A 21,569-nucleotide genomic window follows, 5' to 3' on the forward strand; every position below is an offset into this window, starting at 1 on the left:
ACGGCATGGGCCGGCCCGGCGCCTCGGGCGCCGGGCCGGCCCATGCCGTCTCACCCGCCGACCGCGGGTGCGGTGCAGCCGATGCGGTGCATGTGATCAGCGGCGCGAGTGGCCGAAGAGAAGGCGGTAGGCGATCAGCAGCACGAGGGAACCGCCGATGGCGGCGACCCAGGTGGCTCCGTCGTAGAACTCCTCGGAGATGGGGCGGTCCAGCCAGCGGGCGGAGATCCAGCCGCCGATGAACGCGCCCGCGATGCCGATGAGGGTCGTACCGATGATGCCGCCCGGGTCGCGGCCCGGCAGCAGGAACTTGGCGATGGCCCCGGCCAACAGTCCCAGAATGATCCAGCCGATGATGCCCATGCCCTGAACCTGCCCTTCCCTCTGTGCCCGCGCTCTGTTCCTGCTCCGGCCAGGCTGTGTCCACACATGTCAGGGAGACTGCTCCCGTCGCAGGGGTCTCCGTGGCCGTACGGCGCCTTTCGTGTGCCTGTGTCGTGCTGTCGGCGACTCGTTCGTCGACGTCTTGCTGCTTATGCGTCGCGATCGGCGAAGTCGTCGGCGTTGTCGGCGTTGTCGACGTCGTCGAAGGCTCGTTCGTTGATGTCCTGTTATCGGTGAGGACGCCTGTGCCGTTCTCGCCGGTTCCGCTGATCAGTAGGGTGCGGCGCATGACACAGTCCGGCTCGGAAGACAGCCTGCGGCGGACGCTCGGGCTCGGGGACGCGGTGGTCGTCGGTCTCGGCTCGATGGTCGGCGCGGGCGTCTTCGTCGTCCTGGGGCCGGCCGCGCGTGCGGCGGCGTCCGGGCTCCTCCTCGCTCTCGGGGCGGCTGCCGTGGTGGCCTACTGCAACGCCATGTCCTCGGCGCGGCTGGCCGTCGTCCACCCCCGGTCCGGCGGCACGTACGTGTACGGGCGCGAGCGGCTCGGCGAGTTCTGGGGCTACCTGGCGGGCTGGTCGTTCGTGGTCGGCAAGACGGCCTCGTGCGCGGCGATGGCGCTGACCGTGGGTGCGTACGTCTGGCCGGAGCAGGCCCACTCCGTCGCCGTCGCGGCCGTGGTGGCGCTGACCGCGGTGAACTACGGCGGTGTACAGAAGTCGGCCCGGCTGACCCGGGTGATCGTGGTCGTCGTCCTGATGGTCCTCGCCGTCGTCGTGATCGTGTGCCTGCGGTCCGCCGCGGCCGACGCCGGGGGGCCCGGCCCCGGCCTCGAGCTCGGGCTCCCGTCGGGGGCGGGTGGCGTGCTCCAGGCCGCCGGCCTGCTGTTCTTCGCGTTCGCCGGGTACGCGCGGATCGCCACCCTGGGCGAGGAGGTACGTGACCCGGCACGTACCGTTCCGCGCGCGATCGCGCTGGCTCTCGGCATCACGCTGGTGGTCTACGTGGCTGTGGCCGTCGCCGCCCTGTCGGTGCTCGGGCCGGGCGGGCTCGGCAACGCCTCGGCACCGCTGGCCGACGCCGTGCGGGCCGCCGGTGTCCCGGAGCTCGTGCCCGTGGTGCGGGTCGGTGCCGCCGTGGCCGCGCTCGGTGCGCTGCTGACGCTCGTCCTGGGGGTCTCGCGGACGGCCCTGGCCATGGCTCGCGACCGTCATCTTCCGGGGGTGCTGGCCGCCGTGCACCCTCGCTCCCAGGTACCGCACAGGGCGGAGCTGGCTGTCGGCGCGGTCGTCGCCACACTGGCCGCCACCGTCGATGTGCGGGGCGCGATCGGTTTCTCGTCGTTCGGTGTACTCGCGTACTACGCCATCGCCAACGCGGCGGCCTGGACGCTGAGTCCGGCACCTGCTGCGCGGATCGTGCCGGCGGTGGGACTGGTCGGCTGCGTGGTGCTGGCGTTCGCGCTGCCGGGCGTGTCGGTCGCCGTGGGCGCGGCCGTCCTGGCCATCGGGGCGGCCGCGTACGGGGTACGTCGGTGGCGGACGGCGCGGAGGCGGGAGCAGTGACAGGGGCCGGGCGGGGGGCGGGGGCGGACAGGAACGGGCTGAGCGCTTCTGCCCTGCGTGAGCGGTCCGCCCCGCGTCGCCCTCGCTGTCAGCGCTGGGCGAACGGCTGGTCCGTGCGCACGATCTCGCGGCCCAGGGGCAGCAGGGAGACCGGTATCAGCTTGAAGTTGGCGATACCCAGGGGGATGCCGATGATCGTGACGCACAGGGCTATGCCCGTGGCGATGTGGCCGAGCGCCAGCCACCAGCCGGCAAGGACCAGCCACAGCACGTTGCCGACGCAGGAGGGCGCACCGGCGCCGCGGCGTTCGACCGCGGTGTATCCGAAGGGCCAGAGGGCGTAGATCCCGATGCGGAAGGCTGCGATGCCGAACGGGATGCCGATGATCGTGATGCACAGCAGCACACCGGCGAGCATGTAGCCGAGGAACAGCCAGAAGCCGCTGAGGACGAGCCAGACGATGTTCAGGATTGTCTTCACTGGTGGCGACCTGCCATCTGCTCGAGCCGGGCGATGCGTTCCGCCATCGGCGGGTGCGTCGAGAACATCTTGGACAGTCCCTGGCCCGGGCGGAAGGGGTTGGCGATCATCATGTGGCTCGCGGTCTCGATGCGGGGCTCCGGGGGCAACGGGAGCTGCTTGGTGCCCGCTTCGAGCTTGCGCAGGGCGCTCGCGAGGGCCAGGGGGTCGCCGGTCAGCTGGGCCCCGGAGGAGTCCGCCTCGTACTCCCTGGAACGGCTGATGGCGAGCTGGATCACGGTCGCGGCGATGGGGCCCAGGAGCATGATCATCAGCATGCCGAGGAGACCGGGACCGTCGTCGTCGTTCGAGCGGCCGATGGGGATCAGCCAGGCGAAGTTCACCAGGAACATGATCACTGAAGCCAGGGCGCCGGCCACCGAGGAGATCAGGATGTCGCGGTTGTAGACGTGGCTGAGTTCATGGCCGATCACGCCGCGCAGCTCACGCTCGTCCAGGAGGCGCAGGATGCCGTCGGTGCAGCACACGGCGGCGTTGCGCGGGTTGCGGCCCGTCGCGAACGCGTTCGGCGCGTCCGTCGGGGAGATGTACAGGCGGGGCATCGGCTGGCGGGCCTGGGTGGAGAGCTCGCGCACCATGCGGTACAGGGCGGGGGCCTCGAACTCGCTCACCGGGCGGGCCCGCATCGCGCGTAGAGCCAGCTTGTCGCTGTTCCAGTACGCGTACGCGTTCGTGCCGATCGCGACGAGGAGCGCGATGACGAGACCCATGCGTCCGAAGAAGCTGCCGATGACGATGATGAGTGCGGACAGTCCGCCCAGGAGTACGGCGGTCTTGAGCCCGTTGTGCCGGCGGTGCACGGTACGCCCTCCAAGTCGTGCGGCAGGGGAACCCTTGCTTGCTTACGGATGTGTTGACGCCACTTCTCGATCGGCCCCTCTCTCCTGGTGAACGCCCGGCGGGAGGGACTAGTTCCCTGGTGCGCGCCGGGGCGCCCGCTCCGCCGCCCCGGGTGACCGAGGCGGCCGTGGCGGCCGGAGGGACGCCTCCCGCGCGCAACGGTGCGGGTTCCCCACGCGCGCGCGTGAATGCGGTCAGTGGCTCAGAAGAGGCCGCTTCCGGCGGCGAAGCGCAGGACGAGCTGGGGTGCTGCGGAGAGGGCGATGCCCAGGACTCCGGTGAGCGCGATCGCCGCCGTCAGCGGGGCCGTCGCGCGGTGCTTTCCGGGCGCACCCTCGGGCGCCCGGAACAGCAGGGCCGTCCATTGGAGGTAGTAGAAGAGGGCGATGACGACATTGACCGCCATGACCACGGCGAGCCAGCCGAGGCCCGCGTCGACGGCGGCCGAGAACACGGTCACCTTGGCGAAGAGCCCGATGACGCCCGGGGGCAGTCCGGCGAGGCAGAGCAGGAAGAAGCCCAGGAGCAGGGCGGTGACGGGTGCGGAGGCGTGCAGGCCGCGGTAGTCGCTGACGCGGTTCAGGGGCTTCGTACGGGCCACCAGGGCGGCCACGGCGAAGGCCCCTAGGTTCACGGCGGCGTACATCAGCGCGTAGGCGACGGTGGAGCCGATCGACCGCTCGCCGTCGTCGGAGTACGCGGCCGCCGCGATCGGGACGAGGAGGTAGCCCGCCTGGCCGACGGAGGACCAGGCGAGGAGCCGTACCGCGCTGTACGCGCGCGTGGGCTGCTGGCGGAGGGCTCCGACATTGCCGACGGTCATGGTGAGGGCGGCCAGGACGGCGAGCGCCGGCCCCCAGACCGAGGCGTACGACGGGAGGGCGACGACGGTGACCAGGATCAGTCCGGAGAAGCCGACCGCCTTGCCGACGACCGACAGGTAGGCGGCCACCGGGAGCGGCGCGCCCACGTAGGTGTCGGGCACCCAGAAGTGGAAGGGCACTGCGGCCGTCTTGAAGGCGAAACCGACGAGTGTGAGCACGACGCCGGCCTGGGTGAGCGTCTCCAGCTGTCCGTCGACGTCCTGGATGCGGCCGGCGATCTCGGTGAGGTGGAGGGTGCCTGTCGCGGCGTACACGAAGCTGATGCCCAGGAGGCTCACGGCGGTCGCCGTGACCGAGGACAGGAAGAACTTCAGGGCCGCCTCGGAGGAGCGCCTGTCGCCGTACCGGAGGCCGACCAGGGCGAAGGCGGGCAGGGAGGCGACCTCCAGGGCGACCACGAGGGTCGCGAGGTCGCGGGCCGCGGGCAGGAGGGCGGCGCCCGCGGCGGACGACAGCAGCAGGAACCAGAACTCCCCCTCGGGCAGCCCACCGCGGGCGTCCTTCAGCGCGGTCGTCGACATGAGGGCCGCGAGGAGGGCACCGCCGAGCACGAGGAACTGGATGACGAGCGCGAACCGGTCCGCGGTGTAGCTGCAGGCGTTCGCGTCACCGGCGAGGCAGAAAGTGGAGCGGTCTCCGTCCCGCAGCGGCAGCAGGGCGAGCAAGGAGACGGCGAGGCCGGCGACCGACACCCAGCCGAGCAGGGCCTTCCCGCGCTCGCCCACGAACAGGTCCGCGACGAGCACGACGAGTCCCACGACCGCGGTGAGGGTGGGCGGCGCGATCGTGAGCCAGTCGACGGACTGGACCACGGACTGGACCGGGGAGCTCATCGGGTGCCTCCTGCGAGGAGCTGCTGCACGGCCGGGTCGGTCAGGCCGAGGAGTACCGCGGGCCAGAGGCCGGCGAGGACGGTGAGCACGACGAGCGGGGTCCAGGCCGCGAACTCGTACGTCTGTACGTCGGTGAGCTCGGCCCCGCGGCGCGCCTCCGCCTCCGTCGGCCGGGCCCCCATGCAGACGCGTCGCACGACGACGAGCAGGTACGCGGCGGTGAGCAGGGTGCCGAACGCGCCGATCGCCATGAAGGTGAGGAAGGCCGGGCGGCTGAGGCCCTCGGCGGGCCGGAACGCGCCGAACAGCGCCAGCATCTCGCCCCAGAACCCGGCGAGGCCCGGCAGTCCGAGCGAGGCCACGGCCGCGAAGGCGAACAGTCCGCCGAGGCGCGGTGCCCTGCCGTAGAGGGCGGCGCCGGTCCGCTGGGCGAGGGTGTCGAGGTCGGTCGTGCCGGTGCGGTCCTTGACCGCGCCGACCAGGAAGAACAGGAGTCCGGTGATGAGGCCGTGGGCGACGTTCGCGAAGAGCGCGCCGTTCACGCCGGTCGGGGTCATGGTGGCGATGCCGAGCAGCACGAAGCCCATGTGGCCGACGGAGGAGTAGGCGATCAGGCGCTTGAGGTCGCCCTTCGCGCCCTGCCTGGCGAGGGCGAGGCAGGCCAGCGACCCGTAGATGACGCCGACGACCGCGAAGGCGGCGAGGTACGGCGCGAAGGTGCGGAAGCCGTCGGGCGCGGCCGGCAGCAGGATGCGGACGAACCCGTAGGTGCCCATCTTGAGCAGGACTCCGGCCAGCAGGACCGAGCCGACCGTCGGCGCGGCGGTGTGGGCGTCCGGCAGCCAGCTGTGCAACGGCCACATCGGCGTCTTGACCGCGAGCCCGATCCCGATCGCGAGGACCGCGGTGACCTGCACGGACGTGGTGAGCGACCGGCCGTTGTCAGTGGCGAGTGCCACCATGTCGAACGTGCCCGCTCCGAGTCCGATCAGGAGCAGGCCCAGCAGCATGATCACGGAACCGAGCAGTGTGTAGAGGATGAACTTCCAGGCGGCCCGGGTGCGCTGTGCACCGCCCCACCGGGCAATGAGGAAGTACATCGGGATGAGCACCATCTCGAAGGCGAGGAAGAACAGCAGCAGGTCGAGGACGGCGAAGGTCGCGAGGGTGCCGGACTCGAGGAGGAGCAGCAGCGCGACGAAGGCCTTCGGGGACGGCGTCAGCGGGTGGTGCCGCTGCCTGAAGTAGGAGTACAGCGCGCAGAGGAAGGTCAGCAGCGCGGTCAGGACCAGGAGGGGGAGGGAAATGCCGTCGACGCCCAGGTGGATGCGCACGTCGAGCGCGGGGATCCAGCTGATGTCCGTGCTCGCCTGCATCCTCGACGGCTGGTCGTGGTCGAAGCCGAGCGCCAGGACGATCACGGCGGCGAGGATCGCGCCGGTCACGGTCACGCCGTGGCGGAGCACGGCCTGCTCGGGTGACTTCCCCTTCAGTCCGGGCGGGGCCGGCAGGAGGGCGGCGACGGCTCCGAGGAGCGGGCCGACGACGATCAACGCCAGAAGGAACTGCATCACGGACTCGCTGATATCGATCACGCCTGCTCACGCTCCCGTGGCGACGAGGAGGACGGCGACCACCAGGACGACGGTGCCGGCGAGCAGCGCGCTCACATAGGTCTGCACATTGCCGGTCTGGGCGCGCCGGACGGCGGCGCCGAGCAGGCGGGGTACGGCGCTGGCGCCGCGTACGTAGGTGTCGACGACCTCGCGGTCGAGGAAGCGGACGACCCGTGCCGCGCCCTGGACCGGGCGGACGAAGAGGGCCGCGTACACGGCGTCGAGGTGGAAGCCCGCGGCCGCGGGCCGGTGCAGCGGGCCGAGCAGCAGTCGGCCCGGGTCGGCCGGGTCGGGGGCGGAGGCCACGTTGCCGTAGGCGGGCGTGTGGCTCGCGATCGCCTCGGCCTCGACCTCGCCCGCGTCGGCCCCAGGGTGGGCGGCGACCGCGCCCAGCGGGACTCTGGCCGCGAGCGCGGTGGTGTGCCGCCAGGTGCCGTACGTGACGAGGCCGCCGACAAGGGCGAGGCCCGTGCCGAGGACGGAGGTGGTGAGGGCCGGGGTCAGGGACCGGCCGTCCAACCAGTCGGGCAGCACCCCAGTGGCCAGGCCGAAGGCGATCGAGGGGACCGTGAGCAGCCAGAGCACGGCGTTCATGGCGACCGGCTGCCTGCCGTGGTCGGGGGCCTCGGCTCCGTGGCCGCGGAAGGCGAGCAGCCACAGGCGGGTGGCGTAGGCGGCGGTGAGGAGGGCTGTGAGCAGGCCCGCGACGAGTACGGTCCAGCCGGCGGCGGCCGGTACGTGCTCGGCGTGGCCGGTGGCCGCGTGCTCGGCGGCGCCGAGGACGGCCTCCTTGGAGAAGAAGCCGCTGAAGGGCGGGACCGCGGCCAGGGCGAGGAGCGCCACGGTCGTCGTCCAGTAGGCGTCGGGAACGCGGGCGCGCAGGTCCTTCATCCGGGACAGGGCGGCCAGCGAGTTGGTGCCGGCCGCGTTGATGATCACGCCGGCGGCGAGGAACAGCAGTGCCTTGAAGGCGCCGTGCGACAGGAGGTGGAAGACGGCGGCGCCGCGGTCGCCGACGGCGAGGGCGCCGGTCATGTAGCCGAGCTGGCCGATCGTCGAGTACGCGAGGACGCGCTTGATGTCGTCCTGGGCGAGCGCGGCGAGGGCCGAGCCGGCCATCGTGACCGCGGCCATGACGGCGAGGACGACCAGGGCCGCCGCGGAGGCGGCGAAGACCGGGAGGAGCCGGGCGATGAAGTAGACACCGGCGGCGACCATCGTCGCGGCGTGGATCAGCGCGGAGACGGGCGTGGGTCCCGCCATCGCGTCGGGCAGCCAGGTGTGCAGCGGGAACTGCGCCGACTTGCCCGCCACGCCGGCGAGGAGCAGCAGGGCGATCAGGGTCGGGTGGTCGAGTCCGCCGGTCGCGACCGTGTCCAGGACGGTCGTGACGCGGAAGGACCCGGCGTCCACGGCGAGCGCGAACAGACCGATGAGGAACGGGACGTCGCCGAGCTTGGTGACGAGGAATGCCTTGATCGAGGCGGCGCGGGCCTCCGCGGTCTCCCAGTAGTGGCCGACCAGGAAGTAGGAGCAGATGCCCATGATCTCCCAGCCGACCAGCAGCACCATCAGGTCGCCCGAGTAGACGACGAGCAGCATCGCGGAGGTGAAGAGGGAGACGAGGGCGGCGTACGAGGGGTAGCGCGGGTCGTCGCGCAGGTAGCCCGTCGAGTAGATCTGCACGCAGGTGGCGACCAGGCCGACCAGGACGGCGACGAGCGCGGCGAAGCCGTCGACGTACAGGGCGAGCTCGATGGGGACCGAGCCGGTGGGTGTGAGTTCCGTGGCGGCGTCGACGGCCCGGCCGCCACCCTGGCGTGCGGCGACCAGCGCGGCGAGGACGAGGGCCGTGAGGGTCGGCAGGACGGCGAGGGGGCGGACGAAGCCGGGGGCCGTACGTCCCAGGAGGAGACCGGCGACGGCGCCCAGGAACGGGAGGAGGGGGACGAGGACGGCGAGGGTGGTCGTGGTCACGCGGTGGCCTCGGCCTTCTCGGCGGCCGCCCCGGTCGCGGGGGTTGCGGGGGTGTCGCTGTCCGGGCCGTCACCGTCGGGTCCGTCGGGCTCGTGGCCCTCGGCGGTGTCGCGGAGCTTGTCGATGTCCGAGGTGCCGCGGTTGCGGTGGACGGCGAGGACGATCGCCAGACCGATGCCGATCTCGGCGGCGGCGATGGCGATGGTGAACAGGGTGAGTGCCTGGCCGGAGTGCAGGGTCTCCACGGCGGCCCTGCTGAGCCAGACGTCGAAGGCGACGAGGTTCAGGTTGACGGCGTTGAGCATGAGCTCGACCGACATCAGGACCAGGATCGCGTTGCGGCGGGCCAGGACTCCGTACAGACCGGTGCAGAAGAGGAGGGCGGACAGCACGGCGGGATAGGCGAGGTGCATCAGCGGGCTCCTTCCTGGGACGGGGGCTGCCCGTCGGAGGCGGACGGAGGCCGGTCGGTGGTCGAGGCGAGCCGGTCGGAGGACGAAGGGGTGGAGGGGCCGGTCCTCGCCTTGCGGGACAGGACGATCGCGCCGACGAGGGCAGCGAGGAGGAGGACGGAGAGGGCCTCGAACGGGAGGACCCAGTTCTGGAAGAGGGCCTCACCGGTCACCTCGGTGGAACCCTCGGCGGGACCGTCCAGATCGATCCAGGTCGTGCGGAACGCGTCGACGACGACCCAGACCAGGGCCGCGGCCGAGGCGACGGCCACGGCGAGGGCTGCCCAGCGGTTGCCGGAGTCGGCGTCCGGCGAGCGGCCGATCGGGGCCCTGGTGAGCATCAGGCCGAACAGGAGGAGGACGACGACGGAACCGACGTAGATGAGGACCTGCACCCAGGCGATGAACTCGGCGGTGAGCAGGAGGTACTCGACGGCGAGGCCGCCGAGGGCCACCACGAGCCACAGTGCGGCGTGCACCAGCTGCCGGGTGGTGACGGTGACGACGGCGGCGCCGAAGGTGACCAGGCCGACGAGGAGGAAGGCGATCTCCACACCGGTCGGCGAGAGGAAGCCCTGGGTTTCGACCTGGGTCCGTGCCTGAGCCTGCGCCTGCACTTGGGTCTGCACCTGGGCGAGGACGGCGGTCACTGCGGGGGTCATTCCCGGCCCTCCTGCCGCGGCCGGTCCGTCTGCTGCCGGGCGGCGAGCTTCTCGGCACTCTTGCGGGCGGCGGCGTACTCTTTCGGCTCCTCCGCGCCGGAGTCGAGGGCGGGCGGGGCCGGCACCGTCCACATCCACTCACGGAGCTTGTCGCGCTCGTGGGTGAGGTCGCGGATGTCGGTCTCGGCGTACTCGAACTCCGGGGACCAGAAGAGGGCGTCGAAGGGGCAGACCTCGATGCAGATACCGCAGTACATGCAGAGGGAGAAGTCGATGGCGAAGCGGTCGAGGACGTTGCGGCTGCGCTCCCGGCCGCCCGGGGCGGCGGGAGGGACCGTCTCCTTGTGGGAGTCGATGTAGATGCACCAGTCCGGGCACTCGCGGGCGCACAGCATGCAGACCGTGCAGTTCTCCTCGAAGAGGCCGATCACTCCGCGGGTACGGGGCGGGAGGTGGGGCTGGACCTCCGGGTACTGCTCGGTGACGGTCTTCTTCGTCATCGTGCGCAGGGTGACGGCCAGGCCCTTGGCCAGGCCGGATCCGGGGATCGGCCGGCGGGGCCGCTCGGCGGGCGTAGTCGAGGCGGAGGCGTGGTGATCGGGCGACGGGCGGGACATGGTTACTGGTTCACCACCTTGACGACGCCGGTGAGGGCGATCTGGGCGAGGGCGAGCGGGACGAGGAGGGTCCAGGACAGCTTCTGCAACTGGTCCTCGCGGAGCCGGGGGTAGGTGACGCGCAGCCAGATGACGACGAAGGCGAGCACGGCGGTCTTCAGCAGGGTCCAGACCCAGCCGAGGCCGTCGGCGCCCCAGGGGCCGTGCCAGCCGCCCAGGAAGAGGACGGCGGTCAGGCCGCACAGGATGACGATCCCGGCGTATTCCGCGAGGAGGAAGAGCGCGAAACGGAGACCGGTGTACTCCGTGTACGCGCCGAAGATGATCTCCGAGTCGGCGACCGGCATGTCGAACGGCGGGCGCTGCAGTTCGGCGAGTCCGGCGACGAAGAAGACGACCGCGCCGACGATCTGCCAGGGCAGCCACCACCACTCGAAGGCGTCGACGATGCCCGGGAGGGAGACGGTGCCGGCCGCCATGGCGACGGAGGCGGCGGCGAGGAGCATGGGGAGCTCGTAGGCGAGGAGCTGGGCGGCCGTGCGGAGGCCACCGAGGAGGGAGAACTTGTTGGCGGAGGCCCAGCCCGCCATGAGCGAGCCGAGGACACCGACGCCCATGACGGCCAGCACGAAGAAGACACCCGCGTCGACGACCTGGCCCACCGCGCCCTCGCCCGGGCCGACGGGGATGACGAGGAGGACCAGGAGGTACGGGAGGAGGGAGACCGCGGGAGCGAGCTGGAAGATACGGCGGTCCGCGCCCGCGGGGACGACGTCCTCCTTCTGCGCGAACTTGACGCCGTCGGCGACGAGCTGGGCCCAGCCGTGGAAGCCACCGGCGTACATGGGGCCGAGACGACCCTGCATGTGGGCCATGACCTTGTGCTCGGTCTGACCCACGATCAGGGGAAGGGCGAGGAAGACGACGAAGACCAGGAGCAGTCGCAGGGCGACGTCGAGAACGTCGTTCACTGCGCGCCTCCTGCGGGAGTGTCGGGGTCCGAACGGGCGGGGTCCGGAAACGCGGGGGCGGAGGGGTCGGAGTCGGACGGGTCGGACGGGTCGGGCGGGCCGGGCTGATCAGACGGGTTGGGCTGGTCAGACGGCTCTGAAGGGTCCGGGCTGGGGTCGGGGACGGGGGACGTTGCTGGCTGTTGGGGCTGTGTCTGCGGAGTCTGCGGAGTCGGCTCGAGGCCGGTGCCCTCGGTCGGCTGTGGCTCCGCCTGCGGCTCGTCGAAGGCGGGACGGGCGTGGTGCCAGGGGGCGTCCGCGCTGCGGGGTGCGGTGGATGCCTGCGGGCCGGAGTGCTCGGTCCGGGGCGAGGGTTCGCGCGGGCCGGAAGCCGCGCGCTGGCTCGCCGAGCCGCCCGAGGCACTGCGCGTACGGCGGGGCCCGGCCGGGGGCGCCGGCTCGGCCGACGGCCCGCTCCCCGGTGAGCCTGCGCTTTCGGCCCGCTGACTGGCCGAACCTCCACTCGCGGTGCGGGTGCGGCGCGGGCCCGGGGACGGCTGCGTCGGCTCGGAGGGCACCGCGGCCTCCGGCGCCCCCGCGTCCCCGGCACGCTGACTGGCCGAACCCCCGCTCGCGGTGCGGGTGCGGCGCGTGGGGGCCGTGTCGGTGGTGGGGCCGGTCTGGCCGGCCGAGCCCTCGGCTGCCGTACGGGTGCGGCGGACCGGGCGGTCTCCGGCGGCTCCGGCAGTCCGGGCGGTGCGGGCTCCACGGGCCGGGGCCGGTGGGAGCTGGCCCTTCAGGGGGCCCCACTCGTTGGGGTCCGGGACGCCGGGGGGCAGCATCTGGCGGCGCTTGGGGCCACCGGAGTCCGACTCGCCCGGTTCCTTGGCGCCCGGCCACGCCTTCGCGACCCGTGCCGCCAGGACGAAGTCCTTGCGCAGCGGGTGGCCCTCGAAGTTCTCGGGCAGCAGGAGCGGATCGAGTCCGGGGTGGCCCTGGAAGGTCACACCGAACATCTCGTGGGTCTCGCGTTCGTGCCAGGCCGCGCCCGCGTAGACGTCGACGGCCGAAGGCAGGACCGGGTTCTCGTGCGGCACCGTGGTGCGCAGGAGCAGACGGCGCACCGGGGAGAGGACCACCACGTGTGCCGAGACCCGGAAGCCCGTGCCGGGTTCGTCGACCGCGCTGAGCCAGTCGAAGTACGTGCAGCCCAGCCTCGCGTGGGCCGTGCGCAGGGCCTCCGTCCAACCTGCGGACGGGACGTCCACGGTGAGGACGCCGTAGGACTCCTCGGCCGTGGCGTCCGGGCCGAAGAGTTCCTCGACGGGTGCGGGCAGCCAGCCGGTCACCGGTCGGCCTCCCCCGTGGCGGGGCCACCGGACGCGGCGGAGTCACCGGCCGCATCGGGAGCGTCCTCGGCTGCCCGTCCGGTGCCCCCGTCAGTCGCCGTTGACGGCACGGACGGCACGGACGGCCCGGACGGCGGTCGTACGAGGTCGCTCTGGAGGGCGCCCGTCGACGGGCGTGCGCCGCTCCCGTTGCCGTACCGCTCCGCCAGGGACTCGCGCGCGATCTTCTCCTGGAGCTTCAGGATGCCCTGGAGCAGTGCCTCCGGGCGGGGCGGGCAGCCGGGGACGTACACATCGACGGGGATGATCTGGTCGACGCCCTTGGTGACGGAGTACGAGTCCCAGTAGGGGCCGCCGCAGTTGCTGCAGGCGCCGAACGAGATGACGTACTTCGGCTCCGGCATCTGCTCGTACAGGCGTTTGACGGCGGGCGCCATCTTGTCCGTGACCGTGCCGGACACGACCATCAGGTCGGACTGGCGCGGACCGGGGGCGAACGGGATCACGCCGAGGCGGATGAAGTCGTGCCGGGACATCGACGCGGCGATGAACTCGATGGCGCAGCAGGCGAGGCCGAAGTTGAAGACCCAGAGCGAGTAGCGGCGGCCCCAGTTCAGGACCACCTTCATCGGCTCGGGGGCGAGGCGGGAGAGCGCACCCAGGCGCTTCGGCTCGGGCAGCGGTACCGGCTCGGGCGCTCCGGAAGTGGAAGTGGTGGAACCGGAAGTGGTGGAACCGGAGGTCGCGGAGCTGGAGATCGTGGAGTGGATGGAGGGGGTCACGTCCATGCGAGGACGCCCTTCTTGTATGCGTACAGCAGGCCCACGGCGAGGAAGCCCAGGAAGATGAACATCTCCACGAGGGTCGTCGCGCCGTAGCCGGGCTCGGCGAAGACCGTGGCCCAGGGGAACAGGAAGATCGAGTCGACGGCGAAGATCACGTACAGGAACGCGTAGACGTAGTAGCGGACCTGGGTGTGCGCCCAGCCCTCGCCGACGGGGTCGACCCCGCACTCGTACGTCATGAGCTTCTCGGGTGTGGGCACCACCGGGCGCAGCAGGCGGCCCGCCCCGAAGGCGACGGCGACGAACAGCACGCCGACCACGGCGAGCAGTCCGACCACCGAATAGGACTGGAAGTAGTCCGCCGCGACCACGGTTCCGCGCTCCGCGACCGCGGTGACCACCGTCGGTTCCGGCACGTCCGACCCTCGCTCCCTGATCTAGTGGTCCCGTCCGTCTGCGACCGCTGGGTAGCTGCGGCCTGTGGGCACCCGCGACCCGCGTGCACCGGCGCACACATGTCCACACGCGTACATGCGTACGTGCGTGTACTGGCGTACATGCGTGTCGTGCACCTGGTACGTCCGGTGCGGCACCGCACGACCGGGCCGCCGGTCCCGCACCCTGGTGCGCCCTGTTCGACGATCTGTACGCACGGGAGTCTAGGCCCTGCTAAAGAGACGGTAAGCATCCCGTCACGGCCCGGCATCCGGATGCCATGGCGGTGGGGCCGGGTGGGGTTTTCCCCAGGACGTCCCGGCGGTCCGCCTCATGGCGCGGCCGAGGGCGGACGGGCACGCTGTGGGGCATGACCGCTGCGCTCTCCGCCGACTCCGCCCAGACCGACCGCCAGCAGGACCCGGTGCACGGGCGCCGGTTGCCTTCCGGCCGGGCGGTGTCCGCTCCGCTGCCGCCCGCCCGGCCGGCGTTCGACACGCAGACCTGGAAGGAGATCGCGCACCTCCTCGCCAACCTGCCCGTGACGCTGCTCGGGTTCACGTACGTGGTGGCCACGCTGTCCACGAGTGCGTCCCTGACGGTGACCGTGATCGGCTTCCCGCTCCTCGCGGCCGCGCTGATGGGCGCCCGGCAGCTGGGGAAGCTGGAGCGGGCGCGGGCCCGGGTGCTGCTCGGGCTGCGGGTGGACGAGCCGAGCCCGCTGCCGTTGCGCGGGCGCGGTGGATTCGTCACACGGGTGTGGTTGGCCGTGAAGGACCCGGTGGGCTGGCGCACGATGCTCTACGAGCTCACGCGGCTGCCGTGGAGTGTCGTGACGTTCGTTGTCACCCTGGTTTCACTGTTCGTGCTGTGGCCGGTACTGCCGTACATAGCGCGCGGGCTGACGCACGTGGACCGGGCCATGGTGCGTGCCCTGCTGTCCCCCTCCGAGGAACTGGAGCGCCGTATCGCGGAGCTGGAGTCGGACCGGGGGACCGTCGTCGACACCGCCGCCGCCGACCTGCGGCGCATCGAGCGCGACCTGCACGACGGCGCGCAGGCCCGGCTGGTCAATCTCGCCATGGGGCTCGGGCTGGCGAAGGAGAAGCTGCTCGAGGACCCCGACGCGGCGGCGACGATGGTCGAGGAGGCGCACGGCGAGGTGAAGCTGGCGCTCCAGGAACTGCGGGACCTCGCGCGCGGGATCCACCCGGCGGTACTGACCGACCGGGGGCTCGACGCGGCGTTGTCCGCGGTGGCGTCCCGTTGTACGGCGTCCGTGAAGGTGAGCGTCGACCTGAGGACGCGGCCGGCCGCCGCCGTCGAGGGCATCGCGTACTTCACGGTCTCCGAGCTGCTGCAGAACGTCAGCAAGCACAGTGGGGCCCGCTCCGCCGCCGTGGACGTGTGGCGCGCGGACGACCGGCTCCTCGTCCAGGTCCGGGACGACGGGCGCGGCGGCGCGAGCCTCGACGGCGGTACGGGCATGGCCGGACTCGCGGACCGGCTGGGCGCGGTGGACGGCCTGTTCGTCGTCGACTCGCCGGTGGGCGGCCCGACCACGGTCACGGCGGAACTGCCCTGGCGGAACCGGGAGGGCGAAGGGAGAGGGTAGGGATAACCCCCGGCCCAAGACGCCGATGGACTCCATGGTCCGTCGGCCGCGGCACCGGCATCGTGGAACCCGACGAACCACGAAGGTTCCGACGCATCACGGCGGTCCCGACGCATCAAGAGGTTCCGACGACGGTCCCGACGGACCGCGACGGTCCGAACGGTCCCGACGGCATCAGAGACCCCATGGGTGAGTTCCGGGTGTTCCGGGTGCGGGTCAGAGGAGAAACGGACGGCAACGATGGCCACGGAGTATGGACACGGGTACGGGAACTGGGGCGGCTCCGAGGTGATCGAGGAGCGACGGCACCGGCTCCCCGCGGGACTGCGGGCACCCTTCGAGGCGCGTAGCTGGGGGGAGCTGGCCTATGTGCTGCTGAGCCTGCCGATCGCGATCGTGATGTTCACGTACGCCGTGACCATGGTCTCGCTCGGCGCGGGCCTGCTGGTCACCTTCCTCGGGATACCGGTGCTGGCCGCCGCGCTGGCCGGCTGCCGGGCGTTCGGCATGCTGGAGCGGACGCGGGCCCGCGGGCTGCTGGGCGTGACGGTGGCCGATCCGGAGCCGCTGCGGATGAAGCGGTCGGGTGCCGTGGCGTGGATGGGCGCCGTCCTCAGGAGCGGTACCTCGTGGCGGCACCTGCTGTACGCGTTCCTGCACTTCCCGTGGGCCGTGTTCGCGTTCTCGGTGGCGTTGAGCCTGTGGGTGACCGGGTGGGCGATGCTGACGTACCCGCTCTGGTTCTGGGTCTTCCCGATGTGGGCGGGACAGGGCGGTCTGCAGCTGTACGGCGACGACTCGCACAGCGTGTACCTGGACAACCCCTTCGAGATCACCGTGACCGCGGGGATCGGGCTGCTGTTCACGCTGGCCACGCCGTGGATCGTGCGCGCGCTGACGATGGTGGACCGGCTGCTGGTGCAGGGACTGCTGGGGCCGTCCCGGCTGGCCACCCGCGTGGTGGAGCTGGAGTCGGACCGGGGGGCCGTCGTCGACACCGCCGCCGCCGACCTGCGGCGCATCGAGCGCGACCTGCACGACGGCGCGCAGGCCCGGCTGGTGGCGCTGGCCATGGATCTGGGGCTGGCGAAGGAGAAGCTGACGGAGGACCCGGACGCGGCGGCGCGCATGGTGGACGAGGCGCACGGTGAGGTGAAGACGGCACTGCAGGAGTTGCGGGACCTGGCGCGGGGGATCCATCCGGCGGTGCTGACCGACCGGGGGCTGGACGCGGCACTGTCCGCGGTGGCGTCGCGGTGCGCTGTGCCGGTGCAGGTGGACGTCGACCTGCCGGCCCGGCCGGTGCCGGCGATCGAGGGGATCGCGTACTTCACCGTGTCGGAGCTCCTCCAGAACATCAGCAAGCACGCACGGGCCGGCCGGGCGACCGTGGACGTGTGGAGGGTGGACGACCGGCTGATGCTCCAGGTCATGGATGACGGGGTGGGCGGCGCGGAGGCGTCCGGCGGCTCCGGGCTGGCGGGGCTGGCCGAGCGATTGGACGCGGTCGACGGAATCCTGGTGGTGGACTCACCGCAGGGCGGGCCCACTCGGGTGACGGCGGAGCTGCCCTGGCGCATGAAGTAGCCCGTAGGCCCGTCCTGGGCCTGGTCGTGCCCTCCGGCCGTACGGGCCCCTATGGCTCGTACGACCGGAGGGCACTGGTTGTACCCCTTTCCCGTGGCGCGGTTCGTGCCCCCTCCGCCCCACCCCCGCCCCTGCCCCCGCCCCCCTCCCCGCCGCCCGCGGCCCGCGGGATCGGGTGAGTTATCCACAGGCCCCCTTGGGGGACGGCGGATCGCGGGATACTGATGTGCCGGGAGACATCGGACACACAGGGCGCGGGGGCCGAAGAGCGTGGAGAACAAGGTGCGGGTGATCATCGCCGAGGATTCGGTGCTGCTGAGGGAGGGGCTGACGCGGCTGTTGACCGACCGTGGACACGAGGTCGTGGCGGGTGTGGGGGACGGCGAGGCACTGATCAAGACGATCACTGAGCTGGCCGCGCAGGACGAGCTGCCGGACGTGGTCGTCGCGGACGTGCGCATGCCTCCGACCCACACGGACGAGGGTGTCAGAGCCGCGGTGCGGTTGCGCCGGCACCACCCCGGTCTGGGGGTGCTGGTGCTGTCGCAGTACGTGGAGGAGCAGTACGCCACCGAGTTGCTCGCCGGATCCAGTCGCGGAGTCGGCTATCTGCTGAAGGACCGGGTAGCCGAAGTCCGTGAGTTCGTCGACGCGGTGGTGCGAGTGGCCCGTGGAGGCACCGCGTTGGACCCGGAGGTGGTCGCGCAGCTGCTCGGCCGCAGCCGCAAGCAGGACGTGCTCGCGGGACTCACCCCGAGGGAGCGGGAAGTGCTGGGACTCATGGCCGAGGGGCGTACCAACTCGGCCATCGCCCGGCAGCTCGTGGTGAGCGACGGAGCCGTCGAGAAGCACGTCAGCAACATCTTCCTCAAGCTGGGCCTGTCACCGAGCGACGGGGATCACCGGCGTGTCCTGGCAGTGTTGACCTATCTGAACTCGTGATGAACTGACACCGTGTCAGTCTGTGTCGATCGACGTTGGTCAAGCCGGTCGGTACCGACCGGCCCGGCCGGCGTTGGTCAGGTCAGTCGGTACCGATCGCCCCGGTCGGCGCCGGTCGCGCCGGTCGGTGCCGGCCGCACCGGTCGGTGCCGGCCGCACCGGTCGTCGCCGTCGCCGGTCGCTCCGGTCGTGCCGGTGACCGCCGGCCGTACCGGTCGCCGCATGCGTCAGCCACCCGGCAGCCGTCGGGCGCAGAACCGCAGGATGAGCACTGAGCGTCTTCTAAGGAGCATTGGGGGGCGAGTAAATCGTGACAAGTCCGGGTGCCGGGCAGTCTCAGAGTCGTGTCCATTATGCGAACATCCAGGGGAAGTCGACCCTTACGGACGTAGGGTTGACCGTGGGAAGGCCAGTGGGAGGGCCGCTCCCCGGCAGCCGCCTCGAAGGAGGTCCAGTTCAGTGACCAGCCAGGTCAGCAGTCCAGAGGAGCAGCCAGGAGAGCAGGCCGACCAAGCCGTCGTGGGAGAGCAGCGCGATCCGGCAGGCGCGAAGGACGTCCGCCGGCTGGACCGGGTGATCATCCGTTTCGCGGGTGACTCGGGTGACGGTATGCAGCTCACGGGCGACCGTTTCACCTCCGAGACCGCGTCCTTCGGCAACGACCTGTCGACGCTGCCGAACTTTCCCGCCGAGATCCGCGCCCCCGCCGGCACCCTGCCCGGCGTCTCCTCCTTCCAGCTGCACTTCGCCGACCACGACATCCTCACCCCCGGTGACGCGCCGGACGTGCTGGTCGCCATGAACCCGGCGGCCCTGAAGGCCAACCTCGCCGATCTGCCACGCGGTGCGGAGATCATCGTCAACACCGACGAGTTCACCCGGCGGGCGCTGCAGAAGGTCGGCTACGACACCAGCCCGCTGGAGGACGGTTCCCTCGCGGGCTACAGCCTCCATCCGGTGCCGCTGACCACGCTGACCGTGGAGGCGCTGAAGGAGTTCGACCTCAGCCGCAAGGAGGCCGAGCGCAGCAAGAACATGTTCGCGCTGGGCCTGTTGTCGTGGATGTACCACCGGCCCACCGAGGGCACCGAGCGGTTCCTGCGCGCGAAGTTCGCCAAGAAGCCGGACATCGCGGCGGCCAACATCGCCGCGTTCCGCGCGGGGTGGAACTTCGGTGAGACCACCGAGGACTTCGCGGTCTCCTACCAGGTGGCGCCGGCCACGCAGGCCTTCCCGGTGGGCACCTACCGCAACATCTCCGGGAACCTGGCGCTGTCGTACGGGCTGATCGCCGCCGCCCGCCAGGCCGATCTGCCGCTCTACCTGGGCTCCTACCCGATCACGCCGGCCTCCGACATCCTGCACGAGCTGAGCCGGCACAAGAACTTCGGGGTGCGCACCTTCCAGGCCGAGGACGAGATCGCCGGCATCGGTGCCGCGCTGGGCGCCGCCTTCGGCGGGTCGCTGGCGGTGACCACCACCTCCGGGCCGGGAGTGGCGCTCAAGAGCGAGACCATCGGGCTGGCGGTCTCCCTGGAACTGCCGCTGCTGATCGTGGACATCCAGCGCGGCGGCCCCTCCACCGGACTGCCGACCAAGACGGAACAGGCCGACCTGCTGCAGGCGATGTACGGGCGCAACGGCGAGGCCCCGGTGCCGGTGGTGGCCGCCCGCACCCCGGCCGACTGCTTCTACGCGGCGCTGGAGGCGGCCCGTATCGCGCTGGCCTACCGCACCCCGGTGTTCCTGCTGTCCGACGGCTACCTGGCCAACGGCTCCGAACCCTGGCGCGTCCCGGACCTGGAGGAACTTCCCGACCTGCGGGTGCAGTTCGCGCAGGGCCCGAACCACACGACGGACGACGGCCGCGCGGAGTTCCGGCCCTACCAGCGCGACCCCGAGACCCTGGCCCGCCCCTGGGCCATCCCCGGCACCCCGGGCCTGGAGCACCGCATCGGCGGCATCGAGAAGCAGGACGGCACCGGCAACATCTCCTACGACCCCGCCAACCACGACTTCATGGTCCGCACCCGCCAGGCCAAGATCGACGGTGTCGAGGTGCCCGACCTCGCCGTCGACGACCCCCACCGGGCCAGGACCCTGGTGCTCGGCTGGGGTTCGACCTACGGGCCGATCACCGCGGCGGTACGGCGACTGCGCGCGGTCGGGGAGTCCGTCGCCCAGGCACACCTGCGCCACCTCAACCCCTTCCCGCGCAACCTCGGGGCGGTGCTGGAGGGGTACGACAAGGTGGTGGTCCCCGAGATGAACCTCGGTCAGCTCGCCGCGCTGATCCGTGCGAAGTACCTGGTGGACGCCCAGTCCTACAACCAGGTCAACGGCATGCCGTTCAAGGCCGAACAGCTCGCCACGGCTCTCAAGGAGGCCATCGATGGCTGAGACGTCCAGGGAAGGGACCGGCACGATCGAGGCACTCTCGCTGGTGCCCAAGGCCGAGGCCAGGCAGTCCATGAAGGACTTCAAGTCCGACCAGGAAGTGCGCTGGTGCCCCGGCTGCGGTGACTACGCGATCCTCGCGGCGGTGCAGGGTTTCATGCCCGAGCTGGGCCTCGCCAAGGAGAACATCGTCTTCGTCTCGGGCATCGGCTGCTCGTCCCGGTTCCCGTACTACATGAACACCTACGGCATGCACTCCATCCACGGCCGCGCCCCGGCCATCGCCACGGGCCTGGCCTCCTCGCGCCGGGACCTGAGCGTGTGGGTCGTGACGGGTGACGGCGATGCGCTGTCCATCGGCGGCAACCACCTGATCCACGCCCTGCGGCGGAACGTCAACCTCAAGATCCTGCTGTTCAACAACCGGATCTACGGGTTGACGAAGGGCCAGTACTCGCCCACGTCGGAGGTCGGGAAGATCACGAAGTCGACGCCGATGGGCTCGCTGGACGCGCCCTTCAATCCGGTGTCGCTGGCGATCGGCGCCGAGGCGTCCTTCGTGGCACGGACCGTGGACTCCGACCGCAAGCACCTCACCGAGGTACTGCGGCAGGCCGCGGCGCACCCCGGCACGGCGCTGGTGGAGATCTACCAGAACTGCAACATCTTCAACGACGGCGCCTTCGAGGTCCTGAAGGACAAGCAGCAGGCCGAGGAGGCCGTGATCCGGCTGGAGCACGGCCGGCCGATCCGTTTCGGCACCGACTCGGCCAAGGGCGTCGTGCGGGACCGGACGACCGGCGATCTGAAGGTGGTCACGGTGACCCCGCAGAACGAGTCACAGGTACTGGTGCACGACGCGCACGCCCCGTCCCCGACGACGGCGTTCGCCCTGTCCCGCCTGGCCGACCCGGACACCCTGCACCACACGCCGATCGGGGTCCTGCGCGCCGTGGACCGGCCGGTGTACGACGCGCAGATGGCCGACCAGCTGGACACCGCCATCGAGCAGAACGGCAAGGGAGACCTGGCCGCGCTGCTGGCGGGCGGGGACACCTGGACGGTCGTGGGGTAACGGTCGTGGGACAACGTCTCCGCCGACAGGGCCGGGTGCCGTACGGACCGCTCCGTACGGCACCCG

At 71.5% G+C, this 21,569-nt stretch carries 19 protein-coding genes; 6 read left to right on the top strand and 13 right to left on the bottom strand.

Annotated features, from left to right (window positions below; genetic code table 11):
* Positions 1-96: 96 nt before the first annotated feature.
* On the bottom strand, positions 97-363 hold the full coding sequence (locus tag UW392_RS21160; RefSeq protein WP_320776624.1) for a GlsB/YeaQ/YmgE family stress response membrane protein: 267 nt from the start codon (positions 361-363) through the stop codon (positions 97-99).
* Positions 364-671: 308 nt separating this feature from the next.
* On the opposite strand from UW392_RS21160, the gene UW392_RS21165 reads away from it, so the two are divergent.
* On the top strand, positions 672-1,946 hold the full coding sequence (locus UW392_RS21165; protein ID WP_320776625.1) for an APC family permease: 1,275 nt from the start codon (positions 672-674) through the stop codon (positions 1,944-1,946).
* Positions 1,947-2,034: 88 nt separating this feature from the next.
* Here the strand turns inward: UW392_RS21165 and UW392_RS21170 are convergent, their stop codons facing one another.
* The 12 genes from UW392_RS21170 to UW392_RS21225 all read right to left on the bottom strand — a co-directional run bounded on the left by UW392_RS21170 (position 2,035) and on the right by UW392_RS21225 (position 13,868).
* Positions 2,035-2,427, bottom strand: coding sequence for a YccF domain-containing protein (locus UW392_RS21170; protein ID WP_320776626.1), 393 nt, complete (start codon positions 2,425-2,427; stop codon positions 2,035-2,037).
* Complete coding sequence (gene htpX / locus UW392_RS21175) at positions 2,424-3,287, bottom strand: zinc metalloprotease HtpX (RefSeq protein ID WP_320776627.1); 864 nt, start codon at positions 3,285-3,287, stop codon at positions 2,424-2,426. The genes UW392_RS21170 and htpX overlap by 4 nt, the downstream gene beginning before the upstream one ends.
* Before the next feature lie 242 nt (positions 3,288-3,529).
* On the bottom strand, positions 3,530-5,044 hold the full coding sequence (locus UW392_RS21180) for an NADH-quinone oxidoreductase subunit N (RefSeq protein WP_320776628.1): 1,515 nt from the start codon (positions 5,042-5,044) through the stop codon (positions 3,530-3,532).
* Positions 5,041-6,639, bottom strand: coding sequence for an NADH-quinone oxidoreductase subunit M (locus UW392_RS21185; RefSeq protein ID WP_320776629.1), 1,599 nt, complete (start codon positions 6,637-6,639; stop codon positions 5,041-5,043). Before UW392_RS21185 ends, UW392_RS21180 begins: the two co-directional genes overlap by 4 nt.
* Before the next feature lie 6 nt (positions 6,640-6,645).
* Entirely contained in the window at positions 6,646-8,637 is a 1,992-nt protein-coding gene (locus UW392_RS21190) for an NADH-quinone oxidoreductase subunit L (protein ID WP_320776630.1), read from the bottom strand.
* Positions 8,634-9,050: an NADH-quinone oxidoreductase subunit NuoK gene (gene nuoK / locus UW392_RS21195; RefSeq protein WP_320776631.1), complete on the bottom strand. Its 417-nt coding sequence runs from the start codon at positions 9,048-9,050 to the stop codon at positions 8,634-8,636. Before nuoK ends, UW392_RS21190 begins: the two co-directional genes overlap by 4 nt.
* Entirely contained in the window at positions 9,050-9,751 is a 702-nt protein-coding gene (locus UW392_RS21200; RefSeq protein WP_320776632.1) for an NADH-quinone oxidoreductase subunit J, read from the bottom strand. Before UW392_RS21200 ends, nuoK begins: the two co-directional genes overlap by 1 nt.
* On the bottom strand, positions 9,748-10,251 hold the full coding sequence (locus UW392_RS21205; protein WP_320776684.1) for a 4Fe-4S binding protein: 504 nt from the start codon (positions 10,249-10,251) through the stop codon (positions 9,748-9,750). The genes UW392_RS21200 and UW392_RS21205 overlap by 4 nt, the downstream gene beginning before the upstream one ends.
* A gap of 119 nt (positions 10,252-10,370) precedes the next feature.
* Positions 10,371-11,339, bottom strand: a complete 969-nt coding sequence (locus tag UW392_RS21210; RefSeq protein ID WP_320776633.1) for a complex I subunit 1 family protein — start codon at positions 11,337-11,339, stop codon at positions 10,371-10,373.
* Positions 11,336-12,667, bottom strand: a complete 1,332-nt coding sequence (locus UW392_RS21215) for an NADH-quinone oxidoreductase subunit C (protein WP_320776634.1) — start codon at positions 12,665-12,667, stop codon at positions 11,336-11,338. The genes UW392_RS21210 and UW392_RS21215 overlap by 4 nt, the downstream gene beginning before the upstream one ends.
* On the bottom strand, positions 12,664-13,455 hold the full coding sequence (locus UW392_RS21220) for an NADH-quinone oxidoreductase subunit B family protein (RefSeq protein WP_320776635.1): 792 nt from the start codon (positions 13,453-13,455) through the stop codon (positions 12,664-12,666). The genes UW392_RS21215 and UW392_RS21220 overlap by 4 nt, the downstream gene beginning before the upstream one ends.
* Entirely contained in the window at positions 13,446-13,868 is a 423-nt protein-coding gene (locus UW392_RS21225; protein WP_320776636.1) for an NADH-quinone oxidoreductase subunit A, read from the bottom strand. The genes UW392_RS21220 and UW392_RS21225 overlap by 10 nt, the downstream gene beginning before the upstream one ends.
* 389 nt (positions 13,869-14,257) lie before the next feature.
* On the opposite strand from UW392_RS21225, the gene UW392_RS21230 reads away from it, so the two are divergent.
* The 5 genes from UW392_RS21230 (at position 14,258) to UW392_RS21250 (ending at position 21,503) form a co-directional block, all read left to right on the top strand.
* A complete protein-coding gene (locus tag UW392_RS21230) occupies positions 14,258-15,502 on the top strand; it encodes a sensor histidine kinase (protein WP_320776637.1) in 1,245 nt (414 codons plus the stop codon).
* A 240-nt stretch (positions 15,503-15,742) separates the two neighbouring features.
* The gene (locus UW392_RS21235) at positions 15,743-17,089 is read left to right on the top strand and encodes a sensor histidine kinase (RefSeq protein WP_320776638.1); all 1,347 of its coding nucleotides are present in this window, start codon (positions 15,743-15,745) and stop codon (positions 17,087-17,089) included.
* A gap of 270 nt (positions 17,090-17,359) precedes the next feature.
* The gene (locus tag UW392_RS21240; RefSeq protein ID WP_320776639.1) at positions 17,360-18,031 is read left to right on the top strand and encodes a response regulator transcription factor; all 672 of its coding nucleotides are present in this window, start codon (positions 17,360-17,362) and stop codon (positions 18,029-18,031) included.
* A 459-nt stretch (positions 18,032-18,490) separates the two neighbouring features.
* On the top strand, positions 18,491-20,431 hold the full coding sequence (locus UW392_RS21245) for a 2-oxoacid:acceptor oxidoreductase subunit alpha (protein ID WP_320776640.1): 1,941 nt from the start codon (positions 18,491-18,493) through the stop codon (positions 20,429-20,431).
* The gene (locus UW392_RS21250) at positions 20,424-21,503 is read left to right on the top strand and encodes a 2-oxoacid:ferredoxin oxidoreductase subunit beta (RefSeq protein ID WP_320776641.1); all 1,080 of its coding nucleotides are present in this window, start codon (positions 20,424-20,426) and stop codon (positions 21,501-21,503) included. Before UW392_RS21245 ends, UW392_RS21250 begins: the two co-directional genes overlap by 8 nt.
* Positions 21,504-21,569 lie beyond the last annotated feature (66 nt).

The organism is Streptomyces sp. CRN 30, assembly GCF_034105845.1.